17 protein-coding genes are annotated in these 22,187 nt (G+C 35.1%); 12 read left to right on the top strand and 5 right to left on the bottom strand.

Translation table 11 applies throughout. The features are described from left to right. The first annotated feature begins 496 nt into the window (after window positions 1–496). The 8 genes from mce to L3049_RS06620 all read left to right on the top strand — a co-directional run bounded on the left by mce (window position 497) and on the right by L3049_RS06620 (window position 7,947). A complete protein-coding gene (gene mce / locus L3049_RS06655) occupies window positions 497–901 on the top strand; it encodes a methylmalonyl-CoA epimerase (RefSeq protein WP_125030884.1) in 405 nt (134 codons plus the stop codon). Between the two features lie 38 nt (window positions 902–939). After that, complete coding sequence (locus tag L3049_RS06650) at window positions 940–2,496, top strand: acyl-CoA carboxylase subunit beta (RefSeq protein WP_275109021.1); 1,557 nt, start codon at window positions 940–942, stop codon at window positions 2,494–2,496. 13 nt (window positions 2,497–2,509) lie between these two features. After that, window positions 2,510–2,677, top strand: a complete 168-nt coding sequence (locus L3049_RS06645; RefSeq protein ID WP_275109020.1) for an OadG family protein — start codon at window positions 2,510–2,512, stop codon at window positions 2,675–2,677. Between the two features lie 22 nt (window positions 2,678–2,699). Then, the gene (locus L3049_RS06640) at window positions 2,700–2,864 is read left to right on the top strand and encodes a hypothetical protein (RefSeq protein ID WP_275109019.1); all 165 of its coding nucleotides are present in this window, start codon (window positions 2,700–2,702) and stop codon (window positions 2,862–2,864) included. Between the two features lie 4 nt (window positions 2,865–2,868). After that, window positions 2,869–3,288, top strand: coding sequence for a biotin/lipoyl-containing protein (locus L3049_RS06635; RefSeq protein WP_275109018.1), 420 nt, complete (start codon window positions 2,869–2,871; stop codon window positions 3,286–3,288). A gap of 27 nt (window positions 3,289–3,315) precedes the next feature. Continuing rightward, complete coding sequence (locus L3049_RS06630) at window positions 3,316–4,950, top strand: sodium ion-translocating decarboxylase subunit beta (protein WP_275109017.1); 1,635 nt, start codon at window positions 3,316–3,318, stop codon at window positions 4,948–4,950. A 224-nt stretch (window positions 4,951–5,174) separates the two neighbouring features. Then, the gene (locus L3049_RS06625) at window positions 5,175–6,401 is read left to right on the top strand and encodes an aldolase/citrate lyase family protein (protein ID WP_275109016.1); all 1,227 of its coding nucleotides are present in this window, start codon (window positions 5,175–5,177) and stop codon (window positions 6,399–6,401) included. Next, entirely contained in the window at window positions 6,391–7,947 is a 1,557-nt protein-coding gene (locus L3049_RS06620; RefSeq protein WP_275109015.1) for a citrate lyase subunit alpha, read from the top strand. Before L3049_RS06625 ends, L3049_RS06620 begins: the two co-directional genes overlap by 11 nt. 29 nt (window positions 7,948–7,976) lie before the next feature. On the opposite strand, the gene L3049_RS06615 is transcribed toward L3049_RS06620, so the two are convergent. The 3 genes from L3049_RS06615 to L3049_RS06605 form a co-directional block, all read right to left on the bottom strand. Further along, complete coding sequence (locus L3049_RS06615) at window positions 7,977–8,201, bottom strand: (2Fe-2S)-binding protein (protein ID WP_275109014.1); 225 nt, start codon at window positions 8,199–8,201, stop codon at window positions 7,977–7,979. A 107-nt stretch (window positions 8,202–8,308) separates the two neighbouring features. Continuing rightward, a complete protein-coding gene (locus L3049_RS06610) occupies window positions 8,309–9,088 on the bottom strand; it encodes an HD domain-containing protein (protein WP_275109013.1) in 780 nt (259 codons plus the stop codon). A gap of 271 nt (window positions 9,089–9,359) precedes the next feature. Beyond that, on the bottom strand, window positions 9,360–10,823 hold the full coding sequence (locus L3049_RS06605) for an aminoacyl-histidine dipeptidase (protein WP_275109012.1): 1,464 nt from the start codon (window positions 10,821–10,823) through the stop codon (window positions 9,360–9,362). Between the two features lie 508 nt (window positions 10,824–11,331). Here L3049_RS06605 and L3049_RS06600 point away from each other — a divergent pair. From L3049_RS06600 to L3049_RS06585, 4 genes are read left to right on the top strand one after another with little or no spacing between them, the layout of a single operon-like run. After that, entirely contained in the window at window positions 11,332–14,436 is a 3,105-nt protein-coding gene (locus L3049_RS06600; protein WP_275109011.1) for a SusC/RagA family TonB-linked outer membrane protein, read from the top strand. 16 nt (window positions 14,437–14,452) lie between these two features. Continuing rightward, on the top strand, window positions 14,453–15,895 hold the full coding sequence (locus L3049_RS06595; protein ID WP_275109010.1) for a SusD/RagB family nutrient-binding outer membrane lipoprotein: 1,443 nt from the start codon (window positions 14,453–14,455) through the stop codon (window positions 15,893–15,895). A gap of 14 nt (window positions 15,896–15,909) precedes the next feature. Next, the gene (locus tag L3049_RS06590) at window positions 15,910–16,740 is read left to right on the top strand and encodes a hypothetical protein (RefSeq protein ID WP_275109009.1); all 831 of its coding nucleotides are present in this window, start codon (window positions 15,910–15,912) and stop codon (window positions 16,738–16,740) included. A 30-nt stretch (window positions 16,741–16,770) separates the two neighbouring features. Then, complete coding sequence (locus L3049_RS06585; RefSeq protein WP_275109008.1) at window positions 16,771–17,598, top strand: hypothetical protein; 828 nt, start codon at window positions 16,771–16,773, stop codon at window positions 17,596–17,598. A gap of 396 nt (window positions 17,599–17,994) precedes the next feature. Here L3049_RS06585 and L3049_RS06580 read toward each other — a convergent pair whose 3' ends face one another. Together L3049_RS06580 and L3049_RS06575 are read right to left on the bottom strand one after the other, a co-directional pair. Then, complete coding sequence (locus L3049_RS06580; RefSeq protein ID WP_275109007.1) at window positions 17,995–20,343, bottom strand: TonB-dependent receptor plug domain-containing protein; 2,349 nt, start codon at window positions 20,341–20,343, stop codon at window positions 17,995–17,997. Between the two features lie 153 nt (window positions 20,344–20,496). Next, window positions 20,497–22,149, bottom strand: coding sequence for a Zn-dependent hydrolase (locus L3049_RS06575; RefSeq protein ID WP_275109006.1), 1,653 nt, complete (start codon window positions 22,147–22,149; stop codon window positions 20,497–20,499). Window positions 22,150–22,187 lie beyond the last annotated feature (38 nt).

Below are 22,187 nucleotides of genomic sequence, written 5' to 3'. Positions count from 1 at the left end.
CGTTTCAGATTGCAAATATAAGTAAAAGACTTTATAGAATAAGATAAAAAAGGATAAGGAAGGAGGTAATTTTTCACATCAAGCAAGAATGCTTTATTGATTCTTAAGGAATATTATGAATTGCCGAAAGCTAATGGCTTAAATTGTCTTGATTTTTCAATTTTGAGAGATGAAAAATAATTGTCAAAAACATGTTGAGGAATAGCAAAAAATATTTCTGTTTTATTGGAAAAGCGATTTCCTTTGGGTTCGTTAATCAAGAGGTTTGTCGGGTTAGAAAAAGTTATGCAAAGGTTTTCGAAGAATTCAATTCTAAATTAAGAGATTGAAGTCTTATTTAGAAGGCTATTTGTTTGATTTCTAGAAAGAAAGTGAGATCTTCCTCTTTTCTTGTACATGTTGAAGAACAAGTTTAATAATCTAAGAAAACGTTGATTATCGTTTTTCCTTTCAATATTTTTGTCACCAAATTATTCAATCAAAATATAATTTAATTATGAAACCGACACATATTGAGCACATCGGAATTGCTGTTAAAAGCTTAGAAGAAGCTATTCCATTTTACGAGAAAGTATTAGGATTAGAGTGTTATGCTATTGAAGAAGTAGTTGATCAGAAAGTGAAGACTGCGTTTTTCAAAGTAGGAGATGTAAAAATCGAATTGCTTGAGTCTACTGATCCAGAAGGACCAATTGGTAAATTCGTAGAGAAGACTGGTGGCGGAATGCATCACTTAGCATTTGCTGTAGAAGATGTTCAAGAAGCGTTGAATGATGCTGCAGAAGCAGGATGTCAATTGATCGATAAGACACCTCGTGGTGGAGCTGAAGGTTTGAAGATTGGTTTCATGCACCCTAAGTCAACTCAGAGAGTTTTGACTGAACTTTGTGGTAATAAATAAGAACACTCAATTATAATATATTATAACTAATAGAAGTTATGGCTAGTCAGGATAAAATTAAGAAGTTAATTGACTTAAGAGCTGAAGCTAAACTTGGCGGAGGTGAGAAGCGTATTGTATCTCAGCACAAGAAAGGTAAGTGTACTGCTCGTGAAAGAATCGATATGCTTTTGGATGAAGGTAGTTTCGAGGAATTCGATATGTTTGTAACACATCGTTGTACCAATTTTGGTATGGAGAAAACTAAATTCTTAGGCGATGGTGTTGTTACAGGTCAAGGAACTGTAGATGGACGTTTAATTTTTGTGTTCTCTCAGGATTTCACAGTATTTGGTGGTTCTTTATCGGAAACCTTTGCACAAAAGATTTGCAAGGTGATGGATATGGCAATGAAAGTTGGAGCACCTTGTATTGGATTGAATGATTCAGGAGGAGCTCGTATTCAGGAGGGTGTTACTGCTCTAGCTGGTTATGCTGAGATTTTCCAGAGAAATATTATGGCGTCTGGTGTTATTCCTCAGATTTCTGCAATTTTTGGTCCTTGTGCTGGTGGAGCCGTTTATTCTCCTGCATTAACTGACTTTATCATGATGACTGAAGAAAAGTCATACATGTTTGTTACCGGTCCTAAGGTTGTAAAAACTGTGACTGGTGAAGATATTACAACTGAAGACTTGGGTGGTGCTCATATGCACGCATCTAAATCAGGTGTTTCTCACTTCAAATTGGAAGATGAAGAAGAAGGAATCATGATTATTCGTAAGTTGTTATCTTTCATGCCTTCTAATAATCTTGAAGAGCCACCATTGGCGGATTGTAATGATCCAATCGATAGAATGGAAGATGTGTTGAACGAGATTATTCCTGAGAATCCTAACATGCCTTACGATATGAAGGATGTTATTTATTCTATGGTTGATAATGCTGAGTTCTTAGAAGTTCACCGTCACTATGCAAAGAATATTCTTGTAGGTTTCTCAAGAATGGGTGGTATGCCAGTAGGTATTGTTGCCAATCAGCCTAACTTCCTTGCAGGTGTTTTAGATATTGAATCTTCAAGAAAAGCAGCTCGTTTTATCCGCTTCTGTGACTGTTTTAATATTCCTATTCTTACTTTAGTTGACGTTCCAGGATTCCTTCCGGGATCAGGTCAGGAGTTTGGTGGTATCATTACTCATGGTGCGAAATTAATGTTCGCTTATGGTGAGGCTACTGTTCCTAAAGTAACTATCACTCTACGTAAATCTTATGGTGGTGCTCACGATGTAATGTCTTGTAAGCAATTACGTGGTGACCTTAACTACGCTTGGCCTTCAGCTGAAATTGCAGTAATGGGAGCTAAAGGTGCTATCGAGGTACTACATGGTAGAAAAATGATGGAACTTAGCGATGATGAGAAAGTTGCTTTCATCAATGAGCAAGAAATTGAGTATAACGAGAAATTTGCTAACCCATACAATGCAGCTTCATATGGTTACATTGATGATGTGATTGAGCCTCGTAATACACGTTTTAGAGTGATTCGTGCATTCCAGTCTTTACAGACTAAGAAGCAGAGTAATCCAGCTAAAAAGCATTCAAACATTCCATTGTAAAAAATAATAAACTATGAGTTATATCAATTTATTATCGATTGGAAGTCAGGGAGGATGGACAATTGCTATCGTAGGTTACTCAATTGTATTTATTGCATTGGTACTACTTGTTATTGTTTTTATCAACTTACCTAAATTATTACAGCTTAACTTGAGAAAGAAGCTTGTGAAAGCAAGGTAAGCCAAGCGCTCATGTTGAGGATTTGAATATTGAAGGAAATGTAAATGCGGCTATAGCTATGGCACTTCATTTGCACTTCGATCAAATTCATGATGATGAAAGCAATATTATTACCATTAAGAAAGTAACTAAGAATTATTCTCCATGGAGTTCAAAGATTTATGGAGTAATGAATCAACCAAGATAAGACGATGAAAAAGTTCAAATTTACTATAAAAGGACAGGATTTCGATGTTGATATCAAAGAGATCGAAGGTTCAAATGCTCAAATTGAAGTAAACGGTACTGTTTACGATGTTGAGATTCATGCAGAAGAAAAAGCTTCTAAAACGCCTCAGTTGATTCGTAAGCCTGTCGTTAATAAGCCAGGTGAAGGTCAGATTAAAAAAACTGCAGGTGGTGTTAGTATTAAAGCTCCTCTTCCAGGAACTATCATTAAAGTTGACGTTGCCGTAGGTGACTCAATTAATGCTGGTGATACTTTACTTGTAATGGAAGCCATGAAAATGGAAAATAACGTACTGGCTGAAAAGCCTGGTACAGTTAAAGCTATTAAAGTAAATGTGGGAGATGCAGTACTTCAGGATGATGTACTTATTGAAATTGGGTAATTTCATACAAAAGGGAAAAACTATATAATGAGAAAACTTTATTCAATGGTATTCTCTATGATCTTGTTGATGGGGCTTGCTTTTAGCGCCATCGCCCAAGATTCATCGGATACCGCAGCAAAACTAACAACTGGGAAATGGGTAAATCATGAAGATGGTTATGTACCTAACCCAATTGGAATATCTGATAAAACAGTAAAACGTTATAAGACATTTGAGTTTAAAGGAGATCATACTTTTATTATGGACTCGGTTAAACAACGTTTTAGTGGGAGTTGGAAAACCGAAGGTGAAAATGTAATTATTATATTTAAGCCTAAGACTGTAACTCACCTATTTAAAAATAGTGATCCAAATTCTGGATCAAATGCTTACAGTACAACTAAAGAAGTACTTAATCTTGGTACACGTATAGCCAAGGTTGATGGTGATATGCTTAAGTTCGCTAACCCTTTACTTAATTGTGCACATGAATCAGATGCTGTTGTAGGATTGAAAAATTTCTATGAATTTACTGGTTTTGCTAATGTAACACCTGGTCACTTGTTGATGATGTTGATTGGTATCTTCTTTATTTTCTTAGCGATTAAGTATGACTACGAGCCATTATTATTGATTCCTATTGGAACAGGTATCTTGATTGGTAATATTCCAATGTTCCAAGCAGTAGACTTTAACTTGAAGTTAGGTGTTTACGAGCCAGGTTCAGTAATGAATCTACTATATTCAGGTGTATTGCAAGGATGGTATCCTCCTTTGATTTTCTTAGGAATTGGTGCTATGACAGACTTCTCTTCATTAATTTCAAACCCACGTTTGATGATTCTTGGAGCAGCAGCTCAGATTGGTATCTTTGCAACATTCCTAGGTGCTCTTTGGATGGGCTTTGCTCCACCAGAGGCAGGTGCGATTGGAATTATTGGTGGTGCTGATGGTCCTACGGCTATCTTCTTGTCATCAAAACTTGCCAATGGTATGAATGTGATGGCAAATGGAGAAACGGTGAAGAACTTGATCGGACCTATCGCGATTGCGGCTTATTCGTATATGGCTTTGGTTCCTGTAATTCAACCTCCAATTATTAACTTGTTGACAACTAAAAAGGAAAGAAAGATTAAGATGAAAGCGCCTCGTGCGGTAACTCGTCTTGAAAAAATCATGTTCCCAATTATTGGTTTGTTATTAACAGCTTATATCTCACCAACTTCGGTGCCATTGTTGGGTATGTTATTCTTTGGTAATCTACTTAAAGAATCTACAGTGACTAACCGTTTGGCTGAAACTGCTAGTAATGCATTGATTAACATTATTACAATTCTATTGGGTGTAACAGTAGGTGCTTCAACTCAGGCTGATGTATTCTTAACTGCTGACTCAATCTTAATCTTCGGATTGGGAGCTGCATCATTTATTGTTGCAACAGCTGGTGGTGTAATCTTTGCTAAGGTTATGAACATCTTCTCGCCAAAAGATCGTCCTATCAATCCTATGATTGGTGCGGCTGGTGTATCTGCTGTTCCTGATAGTGCTCGTGTAGTACAGGTGATGGGATTGGAGAATGATCCAACTAACCACTTGTTGATGCATGCAATGGCGCCTAACGTATCTGGTGTTATTGGTTCGGCAGTAGGAGCTGGTATTCTATTGAGTTTCTTGATGTAATAAAAACATCATATAGATATTAAAAGGGAGCCTATTAGGCTCCCTTTTTTATTATAATATGGCTATCAGAGATGGAAAGATTTTTTTTATTCAACAAAATTCTTATATTTAATATATTGTAAATAAGATGCAAAATGGTATGAAAGGAGAGGTAGGAGCTGATTATTGATGTTCTTGCTTCTCTTTTTTATTTTTAAGATTTCTCATTTAACACATATTGGGTTATGAAACTTGTAAAACGTCTAGGTGAAGCAGGAAATAGTAATTCGAAGAGTAAAGGGGATTGTCATGTTAAGATTGAAGTAAAAGAAGCAGAAGGAATTGATTTTGTTTTAAATTCTAAAGTAAAGGTTTTTTATGCTTCGTCAATAGAACAACTGTGTCGTTCTGTTTTGGTTTTTTTCAATATTAAAAATGCCCTTGTAGAAATAAATGACAATGGTGCCTTACCCTATGTTTTAGCGGCAAGAATAGAAGCTGCGGTAAAAGCAATAATGCAAACAGACAAGGATTTTTTGTTGGATCTTATCCCTGAAAATAATTATCAATCTACGAAACGACATTTTAGACTATCTCGCCTATATTTACCGGGTAACACGCCCTATATGATGTTGAATGCTGGTATTCATCAACCCAACGCAATTATTTTAGATTTAGAGGATTCAGTATCAATCCAAAAAAAGGATGAAGCCCGAATTTTAGTCCGAAATGCCTTACGCTCACAAAACTTTTATGGCGTAGAAAGAATGGTTCGAATAAATCAAGGACAAAGAGGTGTCGAAGATTTGTCCTATCTGATTCCTCACAATGTTCATCTGATTTTAATTCCGAAATGTGAAACCGTTGATGGCGTTCTTCTTGTCGAAAAAGAAATAGCAAGATTAAAAGAACGTCATGCGATTGTGCATGATATTTACTTAATGCCAATTATTGAAAGTGCTCTTGGGGTTGAGAATGCCTTTGAAATAGCTTCGTCATCATTAAACATAGCTGCAATGGCAATTGGTTTGGAAGATTATACAGCTGATATAGGAGTACAAAGATCTGAAGGTGCTATAGAGTCCCTATATGCAAGAATGCGCATTGTAAATGCATGTAATGCAGCGAATATTCAGCCTATAGATTCTGTGTTTTCAGATGTTGCGGACATGGAAGCTTTGGCTTTAAATGTTAAAAGATCAAAGGAATTGGGTTTTCAAGGAATGGGATGCATTCATCCAAGACAGATTTCAGTGATTCATGAAAATTTTGCTCCTGACAAGAAGGAGATTGAAAAAGCTAAAAAAATCATTCTGGCTTTCGATGAAGCGGAAAGAAATAAAATTGCAGTCGTTTCAATCGGGAGTAAGATGATTGATCCTCCTGTCGTAAAAAGGCAGCTTAAAATTCTTGAATTGGCTATTGAGATGAAATTGGTACCTGTAAATTGGAGGGATTGTGATGAAGCATAGAATGGTTGAAAATGCGATAGGTAGATTTGTGCCAACTGAAATAAATGGTGAGAAGGTAATGCCGTTTATGGGAGTTGGGAATTACATGCCAAGTGGAAGAAAATACAATGCATCTATATCTTCTAGTGTAAGTTTTCCTTCCGATGGCAACAAGCAAGTGAAATCTTTAAAAGGAGCATTAATTAAAGCAGGACTATCCGACGGAATGGTGATTTCGACGCATCATCATTTTCGGGATGGTGACCTGATTGCTAATTTGGTATTTGATATTGCGCATGAATTGGGAGTTAAAGGATTAGTTTGGTTTCCATCTGCATCTTTCCCATGTCATCAGCATTTAATTAAGTACCTCGAAGATGGAACCATTTCACGAATAGAGGGAAGTATGAATGGTCCATTGGGACGATTTTGTTCTGAAGGTAAAATGAATGGAGTTGCAGTTCTTCGCTCACATGGAGGCCGTTATCAGGCGATTCAAGATGGTGAAGTAAACATTGATATTGCAATAATTGGAGCAGCTTGTGCCGATTCATTTGGTAATGCAAATGGTTTAAGAGGAAATTCAGCCTCAGGTTTATTAGGTTTCGCTCTTGCGGATTCTCAATATGCTGATAAAGTAATTGTCCTTACTGATAATATGATTCGGTTTCCATGTATTCCTTGGCAAATTCAGGGGAATTTTGTTGATTATACAGTTGAAATAGAACAGATCGGTATTCCTGAAAGAATCGTTTCAGGTACAACTCAAATAACAAAAAGCCCAGATCGTTTGTTTATTGCTGAGCTAACGGCAAAATTTTGTGATGAAGTTGGAATTATAACAGAAGGATTTTCTTTTCAAGCAGGAGCGGGTGGTACATCATTGGCAATTGCGGAGTATTTTGCTCAGATAATGAGGAGAAAGGGTGTGAAAGCAAGGTTTGCAAGAGGAGGTAGCAATAAATACTTGGTGCAAATGCTCGAGGAGGGGATTGTAGAATATATTTTAGATGGACAAACTTTTGATTTAGAGGGCGTACGTTCAATGAGAGAAAACTCAAATCACGTGTGGACTAGTCCTTTTACAAGTTACAATTATCATGGCAAAGGAAATTTTGCAGGGATGGTAGATGTTGCAATTCTTGGAGCGACAGAAGTTGATGTCGATTTTAATGCAAATGTAGTTACTCACTCCGATGGCTATTTGTTGCACGGTATTGGTGGTTGGCAAAATTGTTTGTTTAGTAAGACGGTTATTTTACCTATTCCCTTGTTTCGAAATCGCATACCAGTTGTAAGAGATCGCGTTACAACTTTATGTGGACCCGGAGAATTAATTGATGTAATTGTTACTGAAAGAGGAATTGCAATAAATCCACTACGAAAGGATCTTTTAGAGAAAATCAAAGAAACAGATTTACCAATAAAGACAATTGATGAGCTGAAGGAAGAAGCTGAAATGATTTGTGGTAAAATGGATTCAATTCAGTTATCGGATGAAATTGTAGCTGCTATTAAATGGGTGGATGGAACATTGATTGATGTGGTAAGAAAAGTGAAGGCCTAAAAAAAGCTTCGGATGTCCGAAGCTTTATATTACCAAAGCTTGAATTTACTAGCTTGTGTTTTATCTATTTTTTGTGTCACTTTTGGGACTTCTGTATCTAATATGCTATTAATATAGCTAATGCATTTTCCACAACCAGTATTTGCTCCTGTGTACCTGCGAATTTCTTCAATAGTGGTAGCATTCTTCTCGTGAATTGCTTTATCTATAGATTTTCTGTCAACCATTTGACAATTACAAACGATATCTCTCATTGCTTATTTTTCTTTTAATGATTTTCTGCTGTAAATATATATATAATTCGATTTAAAACAGCAAATCAAAGCAATTTTATTTTTAATGATTCTAGATAAGCTTTTTTCTATAATTGATTTTCTAAAAAGATTTTCATTTGTCTGTAGGTGTCAATGACTTCATCTTTTTTAGGCATTGTTTCAAAAATCTGCTTCAAGTAGGTCTTTTCACTTATGATTTTGAAACTTTTTTTGGAATTAAGATCAAAGATTAATGACATTTGTTGAAGTTTAAGATCGTTTAAGGTCATTACATCTTTATAGTCAACAACTTTTTCATTAATGATACTTTGAAATACTTTTTTAGAAATATCATGTTTATCACTCAATTCCATTTCAAGTCTTTTGTTGCTCCCTTGCTTATTATTAGAGTAGTAGTTCGCAACAATGTGAAGGATGTCAATTTTATCAGCATCTCTAACAAGTTTAACAAATGGAAGACTAGTTGGGCTAATAGACTTTGGCAATAAAGTTTCGTTATGGTTTTGAATGCTATCAATTACAATTTTAGATTCTTCATCACTCAATTCCGATAGCAGATTGTTCTCTTCCAGTGTCGAAATTCCTAGCTGTATATGATTGATTTGCTCTGTATCAGAGAAAGTTCCATATTTAATCAACTGTTCAAAGCGACCAAGGTCATGCAACAGTCCTGCTATTCTAGCTAAAATAAGATCTGCTTCATCAAGCTCCCACTCTTCCGATAGTTCAGTGATCAATTCCGAAACTCTGAAAGAATGATTCTTTTTCAATTCGATATTCGTCCCAATTTCTTCAATCTCACTTTCAAATCCAGCAACATAGTTTTCAAACCATGCTTCGATATTATTGTAAACCTCTTCCCTCACTGCTTAAGTATTAAAAAATTGCTCACAAAAATACGCTTTTTATCCTATTTGAGAAAGGAATTTATCGTGTATTGATTTAGGAAAATTTGGAGTAGCTGTAATGCCTGACGAATGATTGTTTTGCTTTGATCAACCTAATTTAAGGTGGTATAATATTTCAATAAAAATTCTTGGAAATCAAACGGAGGAGATTTTAAATGTTGATATCGCTACAGTGCAAAAAAAAAGACAACTCAAATTAGAATCGTCTTTTTAAATGCAATTGAAAATATTAATTACTTGGTATGTTTTTGATCACATCAATTAAATGTTTCCAAAATTTATCAACCGTTTCAATATTAATTCTTTCATCAGGAGAATGCACATCTCTTAAAGTTGGACCAAAAGAAATCATATCCATGTTAGGATATTTTTCTAGAAATAAACCACATTCAAGTCCTGCGTGGATAGAACGAACAATAGGATCTTTTCCAAATAGATTTTTATAGGAGTCAACTGCCACATCTAATATTTTAGAATTAGGATTAGGAGCCCATCCTGGGTATCCATCTGTATGTTCTATTTTTGCATTGGCCATGGTTAATGATATGCCAACCATTTGTGCAATATTGTACTTTTCACTATCAACATCACTTCTTTGTGAAGTGGTGATAAGGATCTTGTTATCATCCGAAAATTTTACAGATGCAAGATTTGTTGAAGTTTCAACCATGCCAGGCATTTTTGAGCTCATTGCAAATACACCATGTGGACAGGCATAAATCGCATCCATAAAATTGGAAGAGCATTCTTTATCTATAACGAACTTTGGAACATCTGTAGATTCAAGACTTATTTTAAGTTTCGGCTCACTTACACTCCATACTTCTTCCATATCTGCTGCATAGATGTTTAAATCTACTCTTACGTTCTCTTTAAATTTAGAAGGTAAGGTAATTATGGCATAAGCTTCACGAGGTATTGCATTTCTTAGGTTTCCACCATTAAAATCTGCTATTCGAATGTCGTATTTTTTGTTTATTTGCCAAAGAAAACGATTTAGGATTTTATTGGAGTTCCCACGACCTTTGTTGATTTCATCACCAGAGTGTCCTCCAAGAAGACCTTTTACTTCAATGCGAATAGGGAAGTGGTCTTTAGGAATTTCTTCTTGTTTGTAATCCATACTGGCAATTGTATCAATACCTCCAGCACAACCAATAAATAGTTCCCCTTCATCTTCCGAATCTAGGTTTAAGAGTATATTTCCTTTAAAGAAATCAGGCTGTAAGGCAAAAGCTCCAGAGAGTCCAGTTTCTTCATCCACCGTAAACAAGCACTCAATAGGTCCGTGTTCAATGTCTGTTGAGGTTAGTAGAGCCATTTCTGCGGCCATACCTATGCCGTCATCAGCACCTAAGGTCGTGCCTTTGGCTTTAACCCAACCATTATCAATCCATGGAACAATAGGATCCTTCTCGAAATCATGATCTGTTTCACTGTTTTTTTCACAGACCATGTCCATATGCGATTGCAGAACTATAGTTTTTATATTTTCTTTTCCCGGTGTAGCAGGTTTACTGATTAACACATTGCCAATCTCATCTCTTTTAGTATCTAGATTGTGCTTTTTTCCGAAATCCATAAGGAATTCGATGATTTTAGCTTCTTTTTTTGATGGTCTTGGAACCTGACAGATATCTTCAAAGTGATTCCAAATTTCCGTAGGTTGTAATTCAGAGAGTATTCTTTTCATTGTTGTTTAAATTTTTTACCAAATGTAATAAATCAATAGCTATTGAATGGTAAATGATATAAAAAAATAAGTTGTTAAATAATATATGGTATTTTTCAATCTCACCCCTTATTTATTATAATATAGTACTAAAAAAAGGTCTTTTTATTCAATCAGGTGGCTAAATATGGCGTGATTTTAAAATTTAAATGCTATTTCTGAAAAAAAAACACTATTTTTTTCAGTTATAAATAATTGTCCAAAACAATAATGAAATCAATAAACCTAGAGGCTTGTATTTGATTGATTTTTAACTACACAATTGTTTTCGATACCTCATGATTAAAAATCCATAAACAACTTGTTTTTATTTCAAAAACAAGTAAAATATGACATAAATCATGAGTTTAGTAGGTGTTAAAACGGTGTTAATATTTGTTAAATCCATTATAAGTACTAAATTTAGCATCGATTATTACCATTTAAACCATTTGCATCTTTACTTAATTACTAACTAAAAAGAATTTTTATGAAAAAATTAATTGGACTATTTGTTTTTCTACTTTTTGTAGGGACTCAGATAGTAACTGCGCAAAGCAAGCAAATCACCGGTACGGTAACCAGTGCCGACGACGGGCTGGGTATGCCTGGTGTATCTGTTATCGTAAAAGGTACCACTATTGGTGCTAGTACAGATATTGATGGGAAATATAGTCTTGAAGCTTCGGCAAGTGATGTTCTTGTTTATAGTTTTGTGGGTATGGTTTCTCAAGAAATAACAGTTGGTTCTCAAACTGTTATTAATGTAGTTTTAGAAACTGAATCTATTGGTATGGACGAAGTTGTTGTAACCGGTTTTGGTATCAAACGTCAGAAGCGTTCTGTTACTTATCAGACTGAAAAGGTGGACAGCGAAGAGCTGATGGCTGGACAGCAGACTGCAGTTGCTGCAGCTCTTACTGGTAAAGTAGCTGGTGTTCAAATCAACATTCAAAGTAATGGTGTAAAATCTGAAAGTCAAATCTTACTTAGAGGATTGCGTTCAATTTCTGCGAATAATGAAGCTCTTATTGTAATAGATGGTTCTATTGCATCAACTGGTGCTTTTGATGATTTGAATCCAAATGATGTAGAAAGTGTAAACGTTTTGAAGGGTGCTAGTGCTGCAGCTCTTTATGGTTCTCGTGCCGGTAATGGTGCAATTATTGTTGTAACCAAAAAAGGGAAAAAAGGTTCTAAATTTACCGTAGGTGTTCAAAATTCTACAACATTCGAAACTGTTGCTTATATGCCTGACTTCCAAACTGAATATGGTACAGGATGGGATGGAGTATACAACAACATTGAGAATACCAACTGGGGACCACGTTTTGACGGTCAAGATCGTCAGATTGGACCTGTATTTAGAGATGGTACATTCCAAGCAGTTCCTTATGCTCCTGTAAAGGACAACTTGAAAGATTTTTTCAATACAGGTACTACATTACAGAATACTGTATACATGAATGGTGGTGATGATACTGGTAGTTTCTACTTATCTATTGGTCACCAAGATACAAAAGGTATCGTGCCAGATGATACATATGAAAAATACACAGTTCGTGTTAATGCAAATAAGAAAATTGGTAAATTAGACATTGGATTGAATTCTAGTTTTATGTCTGATGATAAGGATGTTGTTGGTAGTAATATTGGTGACCAAGATAGAGCATTCTACTGGTTTCTTTTAAATACTCCTGCAAATATTCCTTTGGATACATACAAAGATTGGGATAACCCTCTTAGTTATGGTCACGCTGATAGATATTTTAATGCATTTTATCAGAATCCTTACTGGGCGATTGGAACAAACAGAGATCGTGATAGATCAAAAAGAATCAATGCAAATTTACGTGCATCTTATGACATCACAGATAAAATTAATTTTACTGTTCGTGCGGGTGTAAATAGTAGTTTTGGTGATGGTAAAGACTGGAGAGCGGCTCAAACTTATGATTCGTTTACACAGCCTTATCATTCAGCAGTTGGTTCTTATGTTACTGATTCAGAATTTCAATACACATCTTATACATTAGATATGTTATTAAGAGGTGAGTTTGATTTAACTGAGGACATTAATTTAAAGGCAATTGTTGGTTCTGCAACATCGTCATATAGAAATAGAAGTAGTTATTTGACTGCAAACAATCTTAGTATTCCTGATTTTTATGATGTTTCTAATGGAACAGGTGAGCTTCAAGGTGGTGTAAGTGAGTCTCGTAAACGTACATTTGGTGTGTTTGCCGATCTTACTTTCGGTTACAAAAATTGGGCTTTCTTAACATTAACAGGAAGACAAGATGTTACTTCAAGTCTTGCAAAAGATGATAGAAGTTATTTTTATCCAGCTGCTGGTTTATCTATCGTGTTAACAGAAGCAATTCCTTCTTTAGCTGATAATTCATTCCTTTCAACTGCTAAGGTAACTTTAAGTAATTCTACAGTTTATAATGATTTAGGACCTTATCAAATTAATGAAAGTTTCTATCAAGCTGGTGGATTTCCTTACGGAACAGTAAACGGATTCCGCGTTGCTAACACAGCGGTTGCTGAAAGTATTAAGAAAGAGAAATTAAATAGTACTGAGATTGGTATGAACATGTCATTCCTTCAAGGTCGAATTAATTTAGATGCTGCTTACTTCTTTACAAAAACTACTGATCTGATTACGAACACAACTCCATCTATTGCCTCAGGTGCTTATGGTTTCTTGACAAATATTGGTGAGTTAAAGAGTACAGGTGTAGAAGTTAGTTTAGGTGGTAGAGTTATTCAAGCTGGAGATTTTAGCTGGAATATGAATGTTAACTTTTCTAAAGCAGACACTGAAGTTGTAGAAATCGTTGGTGATCTTAAAGAGGTTGCAATTGAATCTTATACTGGTGGATTCGGTACTTATGCTGTAGTTGGTGAAACTTTCCCAATGTTGAAAGCAGTTGCTTACACAAGAGATCCTCAAGGAAGAATTGTTGTAGATGCTGTAAGTGGTGACCCAGTTGTTGGTGAAATTGAAAACATGGGAAGAACAACTCCTGAGTATATTTTAGGTTTAAATACTTCTGTTAGCTATAAAGGACTTACTTTATCTGCTACCATGGATTATCGTGCTAACTATGTGTATTACTCACAAGGTTCAGACCTTATGGAATTTACTGGAAGATCTATGGAAAGTGTTCAAGCGAATAGACAAGATTTCGTATGGCCTAATTCATCTATTGAGGTAAGTCCTGGAGTATATGAAGCAAACACAAATACTCAAATTACTGGTGGTGAAATGTCTTTCTGGAAAGATCATTACAACCAAATTAAAGAAAACTACGTGAAGGATGCAACTGCTTTCAAAATTAGAGAGCTTGCGTTAAATTATACTTTCCCTAAGAGTCTTTTGAATAAAACTAATTTTGTGAATAAAGTAACAGTTGGTTTTGTAGCAAGAAACTTATGGACCTCTCTACCAAAGCAGAAGTACAGATTCTCTGATCCTGAATTTAGAAATACGAGATCAACGGATGCAGCGAATGGTATTGGTATTGGTGGTTACTTAACATCACCTCCAACGAGATCGTTTGGATTTAACGTAAATGTAGAATTCTAAAAAAACATACTTAGATATGAAAAAATATTTTTTATTAATAATACTTTCTGGACTTCTGTTTACAGGGTGCGATGAGTTTTTGGATGTCAATGATGACCCAAATAACCCAACAACTGTATCACCAGATCTTATTTTGCCAGTAGCGCAAGATTATACTGCGAGCTACAATACTTCAAGTAGGAGAACAAATCACTTAGGTAATATGTTAATGTATAACTGGAGTGAGACTTATGGATTTTCATGGTACGATGAAGAATTCAAATATTTGGTAACACCAACTTTTTACGATCAATTATTTAGAGATGCTTATGGTACTGCATTAAAACAATACCATGCTTTAGCAGATCTTGATGAAGAATATGGACATTATAAAGCTATTGGCTCAATAATGAAATCATTTCACTTTCAAATTCTAGTTGATTTATATGGTGATGTACCTTATTCAGAAGCTTTAGCTCGTGGAGCAGTTGCAACACCTGTTTATGATGATGCTTTGACGATTTATAATGATTTATTGGTTCAATTAGCTAACGCTGTTACAATGATTGAAGCTGCTGAAGCAAACGAGTTATCTGTTGCTCCTGGTGATGATGATATCATGTTCGGTGGAGATATGAATAAGTGGAAGCAATTTGCGAACACAATTAAGTTAAGAGTTCTTGTTCGTATGTCTGATGTAGCTGACATTAGTGGTGGAATTGCAGAAATTAACGCTAATGGTTATGGTTATATCGGAGAAGATGTAACGGTTCAACCTGGTTACTTGAATGAAGAAGGAAAGCAAAATCCATTTTGGGAAACTCTTGGTTCAAAGGTAGATGGAACAGTTACTTTATCTAACGATGCAACATGTGCTACTCAATACGTTCTTGATTACCTTACAACTACTAATGATCCACGTCTTGCCTTTTTATACGAAACGCCAGATACAGGACATTTAGGTGTTGAACAAGGATCAAATCCAGATGATAATTACGCTGCGGATCTAGTTTCGAATATCGGACCTGGAGTTTTAAAAGCTGCAACTATGGAAGCTGTTGTTTTCACATTAGCTGAAAGTCATTTTAACCAAGCAGAAGCTGCATTAAAAGGATTCGGTGGAGACGCTGAAGCATCTTACAATGCAGGAGTTGAAGCATCATTTGCTAATCTTGGAGCTGGTTCATCTGCAACTTACTTATCTCAAGCTGTAAACAATATTGCTTATGCAAGTTCAGCTAACAAGTTAGAAGCTATTATTACACAAAAATGGCTTGCTTTAAACGGTGTTGACGCAATTCAGTCATGGTTTGATTATACTAGAACTGGATACCCTAGTAATTTGCCTGTTTCATTATTGGCATCAACTTCGGATCGTCCTGTGAGATTATTCTATCCATCTAGTGAGATTACTGGTAATACAATAAATCTTCCAAGTCAACCAAACGCCTTTACAAGTAAAATATTTTGGGCAAACTAAATTGAGATTAAATTATGAAAAATATAAAATACATATTATTTCTTCTAGTAGGGGTTCTGATTTGGAATGCTTGTGATGAAGATGATTCTGTTGTGTATGACATCGATGGCGGTACTAATTTAGCAGTATTTGAACAGTCACAACAGGCCGTAACACGAATTGCTGATGGTACGGAGTACCCAGTAGACGTAAAAATGAAATTGCAAGGGCCAAACTTGTCAAAAGTAACAGGTGATGTTACTGTGACAATTGCAGCTCACTCATCTTCTACAGCAGTTGAAGGAACTCATTATCGTATCGATAATAATTCAGTTACTTTAAAGAGCGATAATAATTATTTAGCTTTATTTGATGGTGTAACCATGTTAACAGAAGGAATTGCTACTCCGTTAGCAACTTCTCCTAAATTGGTTTTAGAGGTTACTACAGCATCTGGAGATAATTCAGTTGTTGCTTCAGGAAAAACTATTCCTGTAACGCTTAATTACGCTTGTCCTTCAGAATTACAAGGTGCATACACAGTTGTTGTATTGCGTGATGGTGGTGTAATTACTCCTTATACTAATGTAACGATTACTCAAACAGGTGTTGGAACATACCGTACTTCTGAAGTAGGTCACTGGGCAGCTGCAACTTTGGGTAATACACCAGGATTTACATTTACAGATGTTTGTGGTGTGATTGCAGTACCTCAGCAAAGTCTTGTTGAAGCTTATGGTAATCAAGTACAAAGTTTCCAACCTGGTAGTGTTGATCCAGATACAGGAGTGTTACATATCGTTTATAAGATTAGTTCTTCTGGTTGGGAAAGTGAGTACGACTGTACTTTCACACCTGTCAACTAGTCATTTAAATTCTAATTAAAAAAAAGAATGATGAGAAAAAGTTTAATATATAATATTTTAGGTGCTTTCTTTATGTTGATTGCTCTAAGCTCTTGTTATGACCAAGATGTTGAGGCGCCACAAAGTACAGACACCTATCCTATAGCAACTTTCACTACAGATTTCTCAGGAACTGAGATTATGGAAGGTGAAACAATTGACTACACGATAACACTTGATAGAATGCTTGACCATGATATTACTTTCACGGTTCAAGCGACAGGTGATGCTGACGATCATGATTTTTCATTTGAGCCAGTAACAATCCCAGCTTATACTAAAACAGGGCAAATTTCTGTTGCTTTTACTGCAGATAATCTTCCTGAAGATGGTGAGGCATTAAATTTAGAATTCGGTATTTTTGATTTGGCAACAGAGTACACGATTAACCCACAAACTGTTTATCCTAATTTGGATTTAACAGTGGTTAATAAGAACGTTGCAGGCGGACTTACTGTATCTTTTGAATGGGACAATCATGATGATGATTGGGACTTGATGATCATTGATGAAGCTGTAACTGCTGAATGGTCAGGTTGGGCTGGTGCAACTGGTGCAAATCCTGAAATTACAGTTTTGACTGATGATCAGCCTGATGGTGTTTATTATGCTGAGCTTGATCCTTATAGTGTTGATACAGAAATGATCAACTTTACAATAAGAATTGGTTTTGCTGATCAAACAAATCAGTTTTTTACTGCAGCATTTGATGATTCTCTTGCGGGTACTTATCCAACAGGTTCTGGATATAGATTTGTAAAGATTGTAAAATCAGGTAGTGACTATACATGTACATTAGTTCCAGAATTTGGAAGTTAGTGTATGGTTTTAATATAATTAAAGAGCCGGACGTAAGTTCGGCTCTTTTTTGTTCTTTCATGTCCTGAAAAGGGCAACAGAAACGATTGATTATTTCTATTAAAATTAGAGTTTAATGGAGTTACATTTTTAGATTTAAATTCTTAATCACGTCTAAAAAAGAAGAATTGCTTGTAAGTTTTAAACTAATAGAAATTTAAGTAACTGATATGGATTACAATTATTTAAGAGGAAAAATAATAAATTTTTATGATATCATAAGCTTAAGCAACAGTCAAAGAAGTATTAACTAGGAAGTTGCATATTTGGTAAGCTTCAATTTAGGGCAGAAGAGCTTTTAAGTAAGCACAAATCATCTTTTACGGATGGAATTAGTTGTTGATATAATGGAAGAATTTATATTTTATAACTAATCCCCAGTACAAAATTCCTACCTGCAGAACTAATGCCAGATGAATATGGTCTGTATCGCTTGTTTAAGATATTTTCAAGGCTTATGTTAGTGCTAAATCGTTTACTTATTGTAATTGTGTTTTTGAGGCTTACAATTGCCCAAGAAGGAGTGTAAGGAAGACCTTTTTCATTTTTTGCGTACAAGTAGTCTTTGTCTTTTTCCGTATCTGCTAAATTATTGTAGGAAATTTCATCATTAAATTCAAAAATTAGTTGACTTCGAAGCCTATTCGATTTATAGTTTAGGGAAAAATTCCCAAAAATAGGGGGGACGTGTCTTACTGGACTGCCATCTTTATATTCCCCTTTTGTAATGTTTAGATTCGATTTTACTGAGAATTGATCTGTTAATTTAAGTATGGCACTAATATTTCCACCCCAAACCCTAGCATTATCTGTATTAACAATAGCCTGTATATCGCTTTCAACACCGTCATAAATCATTGTACTTTGACCGTTGAAGGAAAAATCTTGTCTGGTCATCGCATTGTCTAAGAAAGAATAAAAGGTGTTAAGATCAAGGAAGAGTTTGTTATTGAAGGTTTTACTCAAGTTAAACTCAAAATTATAAACATACTCAGGTTTTAAGTTTTTATTTGGGACAATTACTTTCCCAGGTTCTGAATCAAACACTTTGCCTATGTCATCAATGTTAGGAGCGCGAAAACCGCTTGTTGCATTTAATTTAAGCAGCCATCCTTTATCAGATTGGTGACTAACACCAATTCCTCCATTAATAGAACCAGTGGATAAATCGAGGTTTTCAAATGGAAAATTGTAGAATGTGTCATCAAGTTTTGACTTGATCCACACATGGGAATAGCGAATACCCGTGTTTAAGGTCCATTTGGGATCTAGTTTCCATTTTAAGTTCGAATAAATAGCAAAGCTAGAATAACTGGAATTGTTGGGATATCTACTCGCAATTGCAGATTTTTCGTCTGTCAGTATGTTGGTGCTATTTCCTTTTGATTTTAATTTGTTATAGGTCCATTCGCTGCCATAATAAAAATGGAACGACTTATTAATCTGTTTTTCAGCATCAGCATTTACCGAGTAGATGTTTAGGTTTTCGGTTCTGGCCTTCAAAGAAGAGGAGTTAAAGCTTCTGCTGTATCGACTCTCTTTATAATTTTGATAGGCAGAGATTACTTTAAATGAATCGTAGAATAGATTTGATTTTGAATTTTTTATTTGAAATCCATGCAATTGAAGGTTTTGTGGACCGTAGTACCATTCTGCATATTTTAAATTCTCATCAGAGTACTGTATTAATCTGTCGTAACGAGGAATATTAGAAGTTTCAGATAGCTGAAAGTTGTAAAGGAAATCTAAGTTGTTGGAAGCTTTGAAACGAATTTTCTGCAGTAAGTTTAGTTGAGAGTAAGCACTGTTAATTTGCTTTCGAGAATCTGTGTTTTTTACAATTTTATCTTCTCCATTCTGTCTGGATGCATATTCCGGGCGAAGGTAGTCATCTGGCCCATCGCTTCCCATTTTTAAATCTGAAAAATCACTATAGCTTACACTTCCTGCAAAAGCTAATTTCGCTTTGCCAAAATTATAATTAGCATGGTTCATGATCTCCTTATTCGCAGAAGAATATCGTGATTTATAGTTAAGCTTAAAATTTGCTTTTTTAGAGGTCGACAGGAGTGGGTTAATCGTATGAAAATCCATAACACCACCAATTGCATCACTGCCGTAAATTATAGAACCAGGACCTAGAATTACTTCAGCAGACTCCAGACTATTAGGATCGATATTGATTACGTTTTGTAAATTACCACTTCTGTAAATTGCATTGTTCAAACGAATGCCATCCAATACAAGTAAAACTCTATTCGCTGAAAATCCCCTTATCATAGGACTTCCACCTCCTAATTGACTTTTTTGGATGTAAACTTGATTACTTTCTTTTAGTAGGTCGGCACTAGTTTGTGCTGTACTGTGGCTTATTATTTCTTTGCTGATATGGGCAATCTTAAGTGGTATTTCACTTCTTTTTTGTTCCCATTTGTTAGCAGAAATAAGAATTTCATTAATTGGAAATATATCTGATTGCAATTGAATATTGAATGAAAGTTTAGTGATATCATCAAAACTTAATTCGATATTTTTATAGGCTGGATGTTGAAAGTAGATGATTTCACTTTTTGAAAATCCAGATAGATTAGCTTCTCCTGATGCATCAGATAAGACAGAATTTTTAGAATTAAAAATGTAAACATTTTCAATTACTTTTTTAGAGCTGATGTCAAAAATGGTAACTTTTTGTGCACTACTATTCATAGTAAGGAACAGAAATACAGAGAGGAGAGCCAGGCGAATCATTGGGCGAATCTTTTCAATTTATAGATAAAGTTCAAATATATGATAAATCTTTCAGCTAGATAAAGGAATTAAAAAAAAGGCACCGCCCAAGTGCCTTTTTTTGTCTTTAAATTAGTTGTCGGAGAGAATAACTTTTTCTCCCTGATCGTAAACCAAGTCTTTTGGAATTTTTGCTCGTTGAATGCGATACAAGTCCTGCAGTAATTCAGTATGAATGTAACCTTTCTCTTTAATAAGATTAGCTGCAGCTTCATAATCTCCATTACCTTGTATTTCAAGAATTGTGGACGACAAGGATTCAATGGCTTTTTTCATTTTATACAAATTCACCTTATAGGTTTTACTCTTGTGATTGTATTTGAATGCTTCATGTTCCTGGAAGTAATAAAAACGAATCATGTTAGCTACTCCTTGTGAATCTGTAACACCAAAGCGAATCGATCGAAAAACATCTGCCATATAGGTAACATAATTATCCATAAGTTCAGCATCTTTTATTTCTCGCATTTCGTGCAGCTGATCTATGAAAAACATTCGTAATACATCATTTTTTAATTCAGCAATTACATTGTGATGTTCCTTTAAGGCATCTTTAACGGTACCTTTTCCATTAATTGTTTCCGAAATACCTAAACTATTACTTATTTCATAAAATATAGTGTTTAAGAAAAAAGATTTGAAGGTAACATGTTTACGTTGGTTTTCATCTATTACTAAATTTGTTATTGGTTGTAATATTTTATCAAATTTAGCTTGCATTACATTTTTGAAATATAGTTTTCTAGCACAATTAACATGATTGGTTCCAATTGGTAAGTTTAAACCGATTAGTTTGTTTCCTGCATTGCAATATCCCGCATTGTACAATACATCGTAAATTGCAATGTTTGCCGACCCTGATGGAGTTTCTGTTTTGTAATCATCACCAACAGGTAAGTTTTTTTGTAGGTAAGGCAAAAGAGAAGCGTACTTTTCTACGTCTTTCGTCCAGGCTTCATTTCGCAGAAGAATAAAAGCTCCATAAGAGTATTTTGACCAAATAAGATGATCTTCAGTATTTGAAATTGGACCGGCTATAAAATCAATTGGATTGTCAGATAATTTCATCCAAAGATGATCACTTTTATCAAAATCATCAACAAGTAAATCCTCAGCACGCTGAAGTAAATACTCCTTGAAAGTTTCAGATTCGGTTAGCTGCGCAGCATTTTTGATGTGAGTAGTTGCATTTTGAATATGAGACTGGTATGCTGTGTGAAACGGAATCACTTTTAGTAAGCCATCGTTGGTACGCTGCAAACTTGTGAAGGGATTGTATTTTGCATCATCTTTTAACGCGAAAAACTCTTCCTGATTAATGTCATTGGGGAAAAAGCCTAAGCCTAATGGCCTTGGAGGAAAGTCTTCCGTAAAAGGTATGAATCCGTCTAGTCTATCCCATGGGCCATAATTAATCATGGCGTATTCCTTCATGTCTGTATCGGTAATTTCATCTAATAACTTATTTTTGTCACCATAAGCCTGAAGCCAATAAATATCATCAATCGCATTGGCTGCTCTAATTAATTCCGAAAATAGCTTAATCTGATTTGCCGATAAAGTACTTATATCTGCCGATAATTTAACTTTGGCATAATTGGCCAATTTACGCTGCATTACCGTATCGTAAGCTTTCTTTTCTTCTGTTTTTTTATTTTGTTGACATGAAAATGCAATCGTGATAGAGATAATCAGGCTAAATAAAAATATAGTTTTTCGTATCATAATAGAAGGGTTTTGAGTTTAAGATACTGTGCTTCTCT

Origin of the sequence: Labilibaculum sp. DW002 (assembly GCF_029029525.1) — a bacterium.
In the GTDB taxonomy this organism is placed as follows: domain Bacteria; phylum Bacteroidota; class Bacteroidia; order Bacteroidales; family Marinifilaceae; genus Paralabilibaculum; species Paralabilibaculum antarcticum.
Note: the sequence above shows the minus strand (reverse complement) of the source record. Positions and strands in the feature narration are given on the sequence as shown.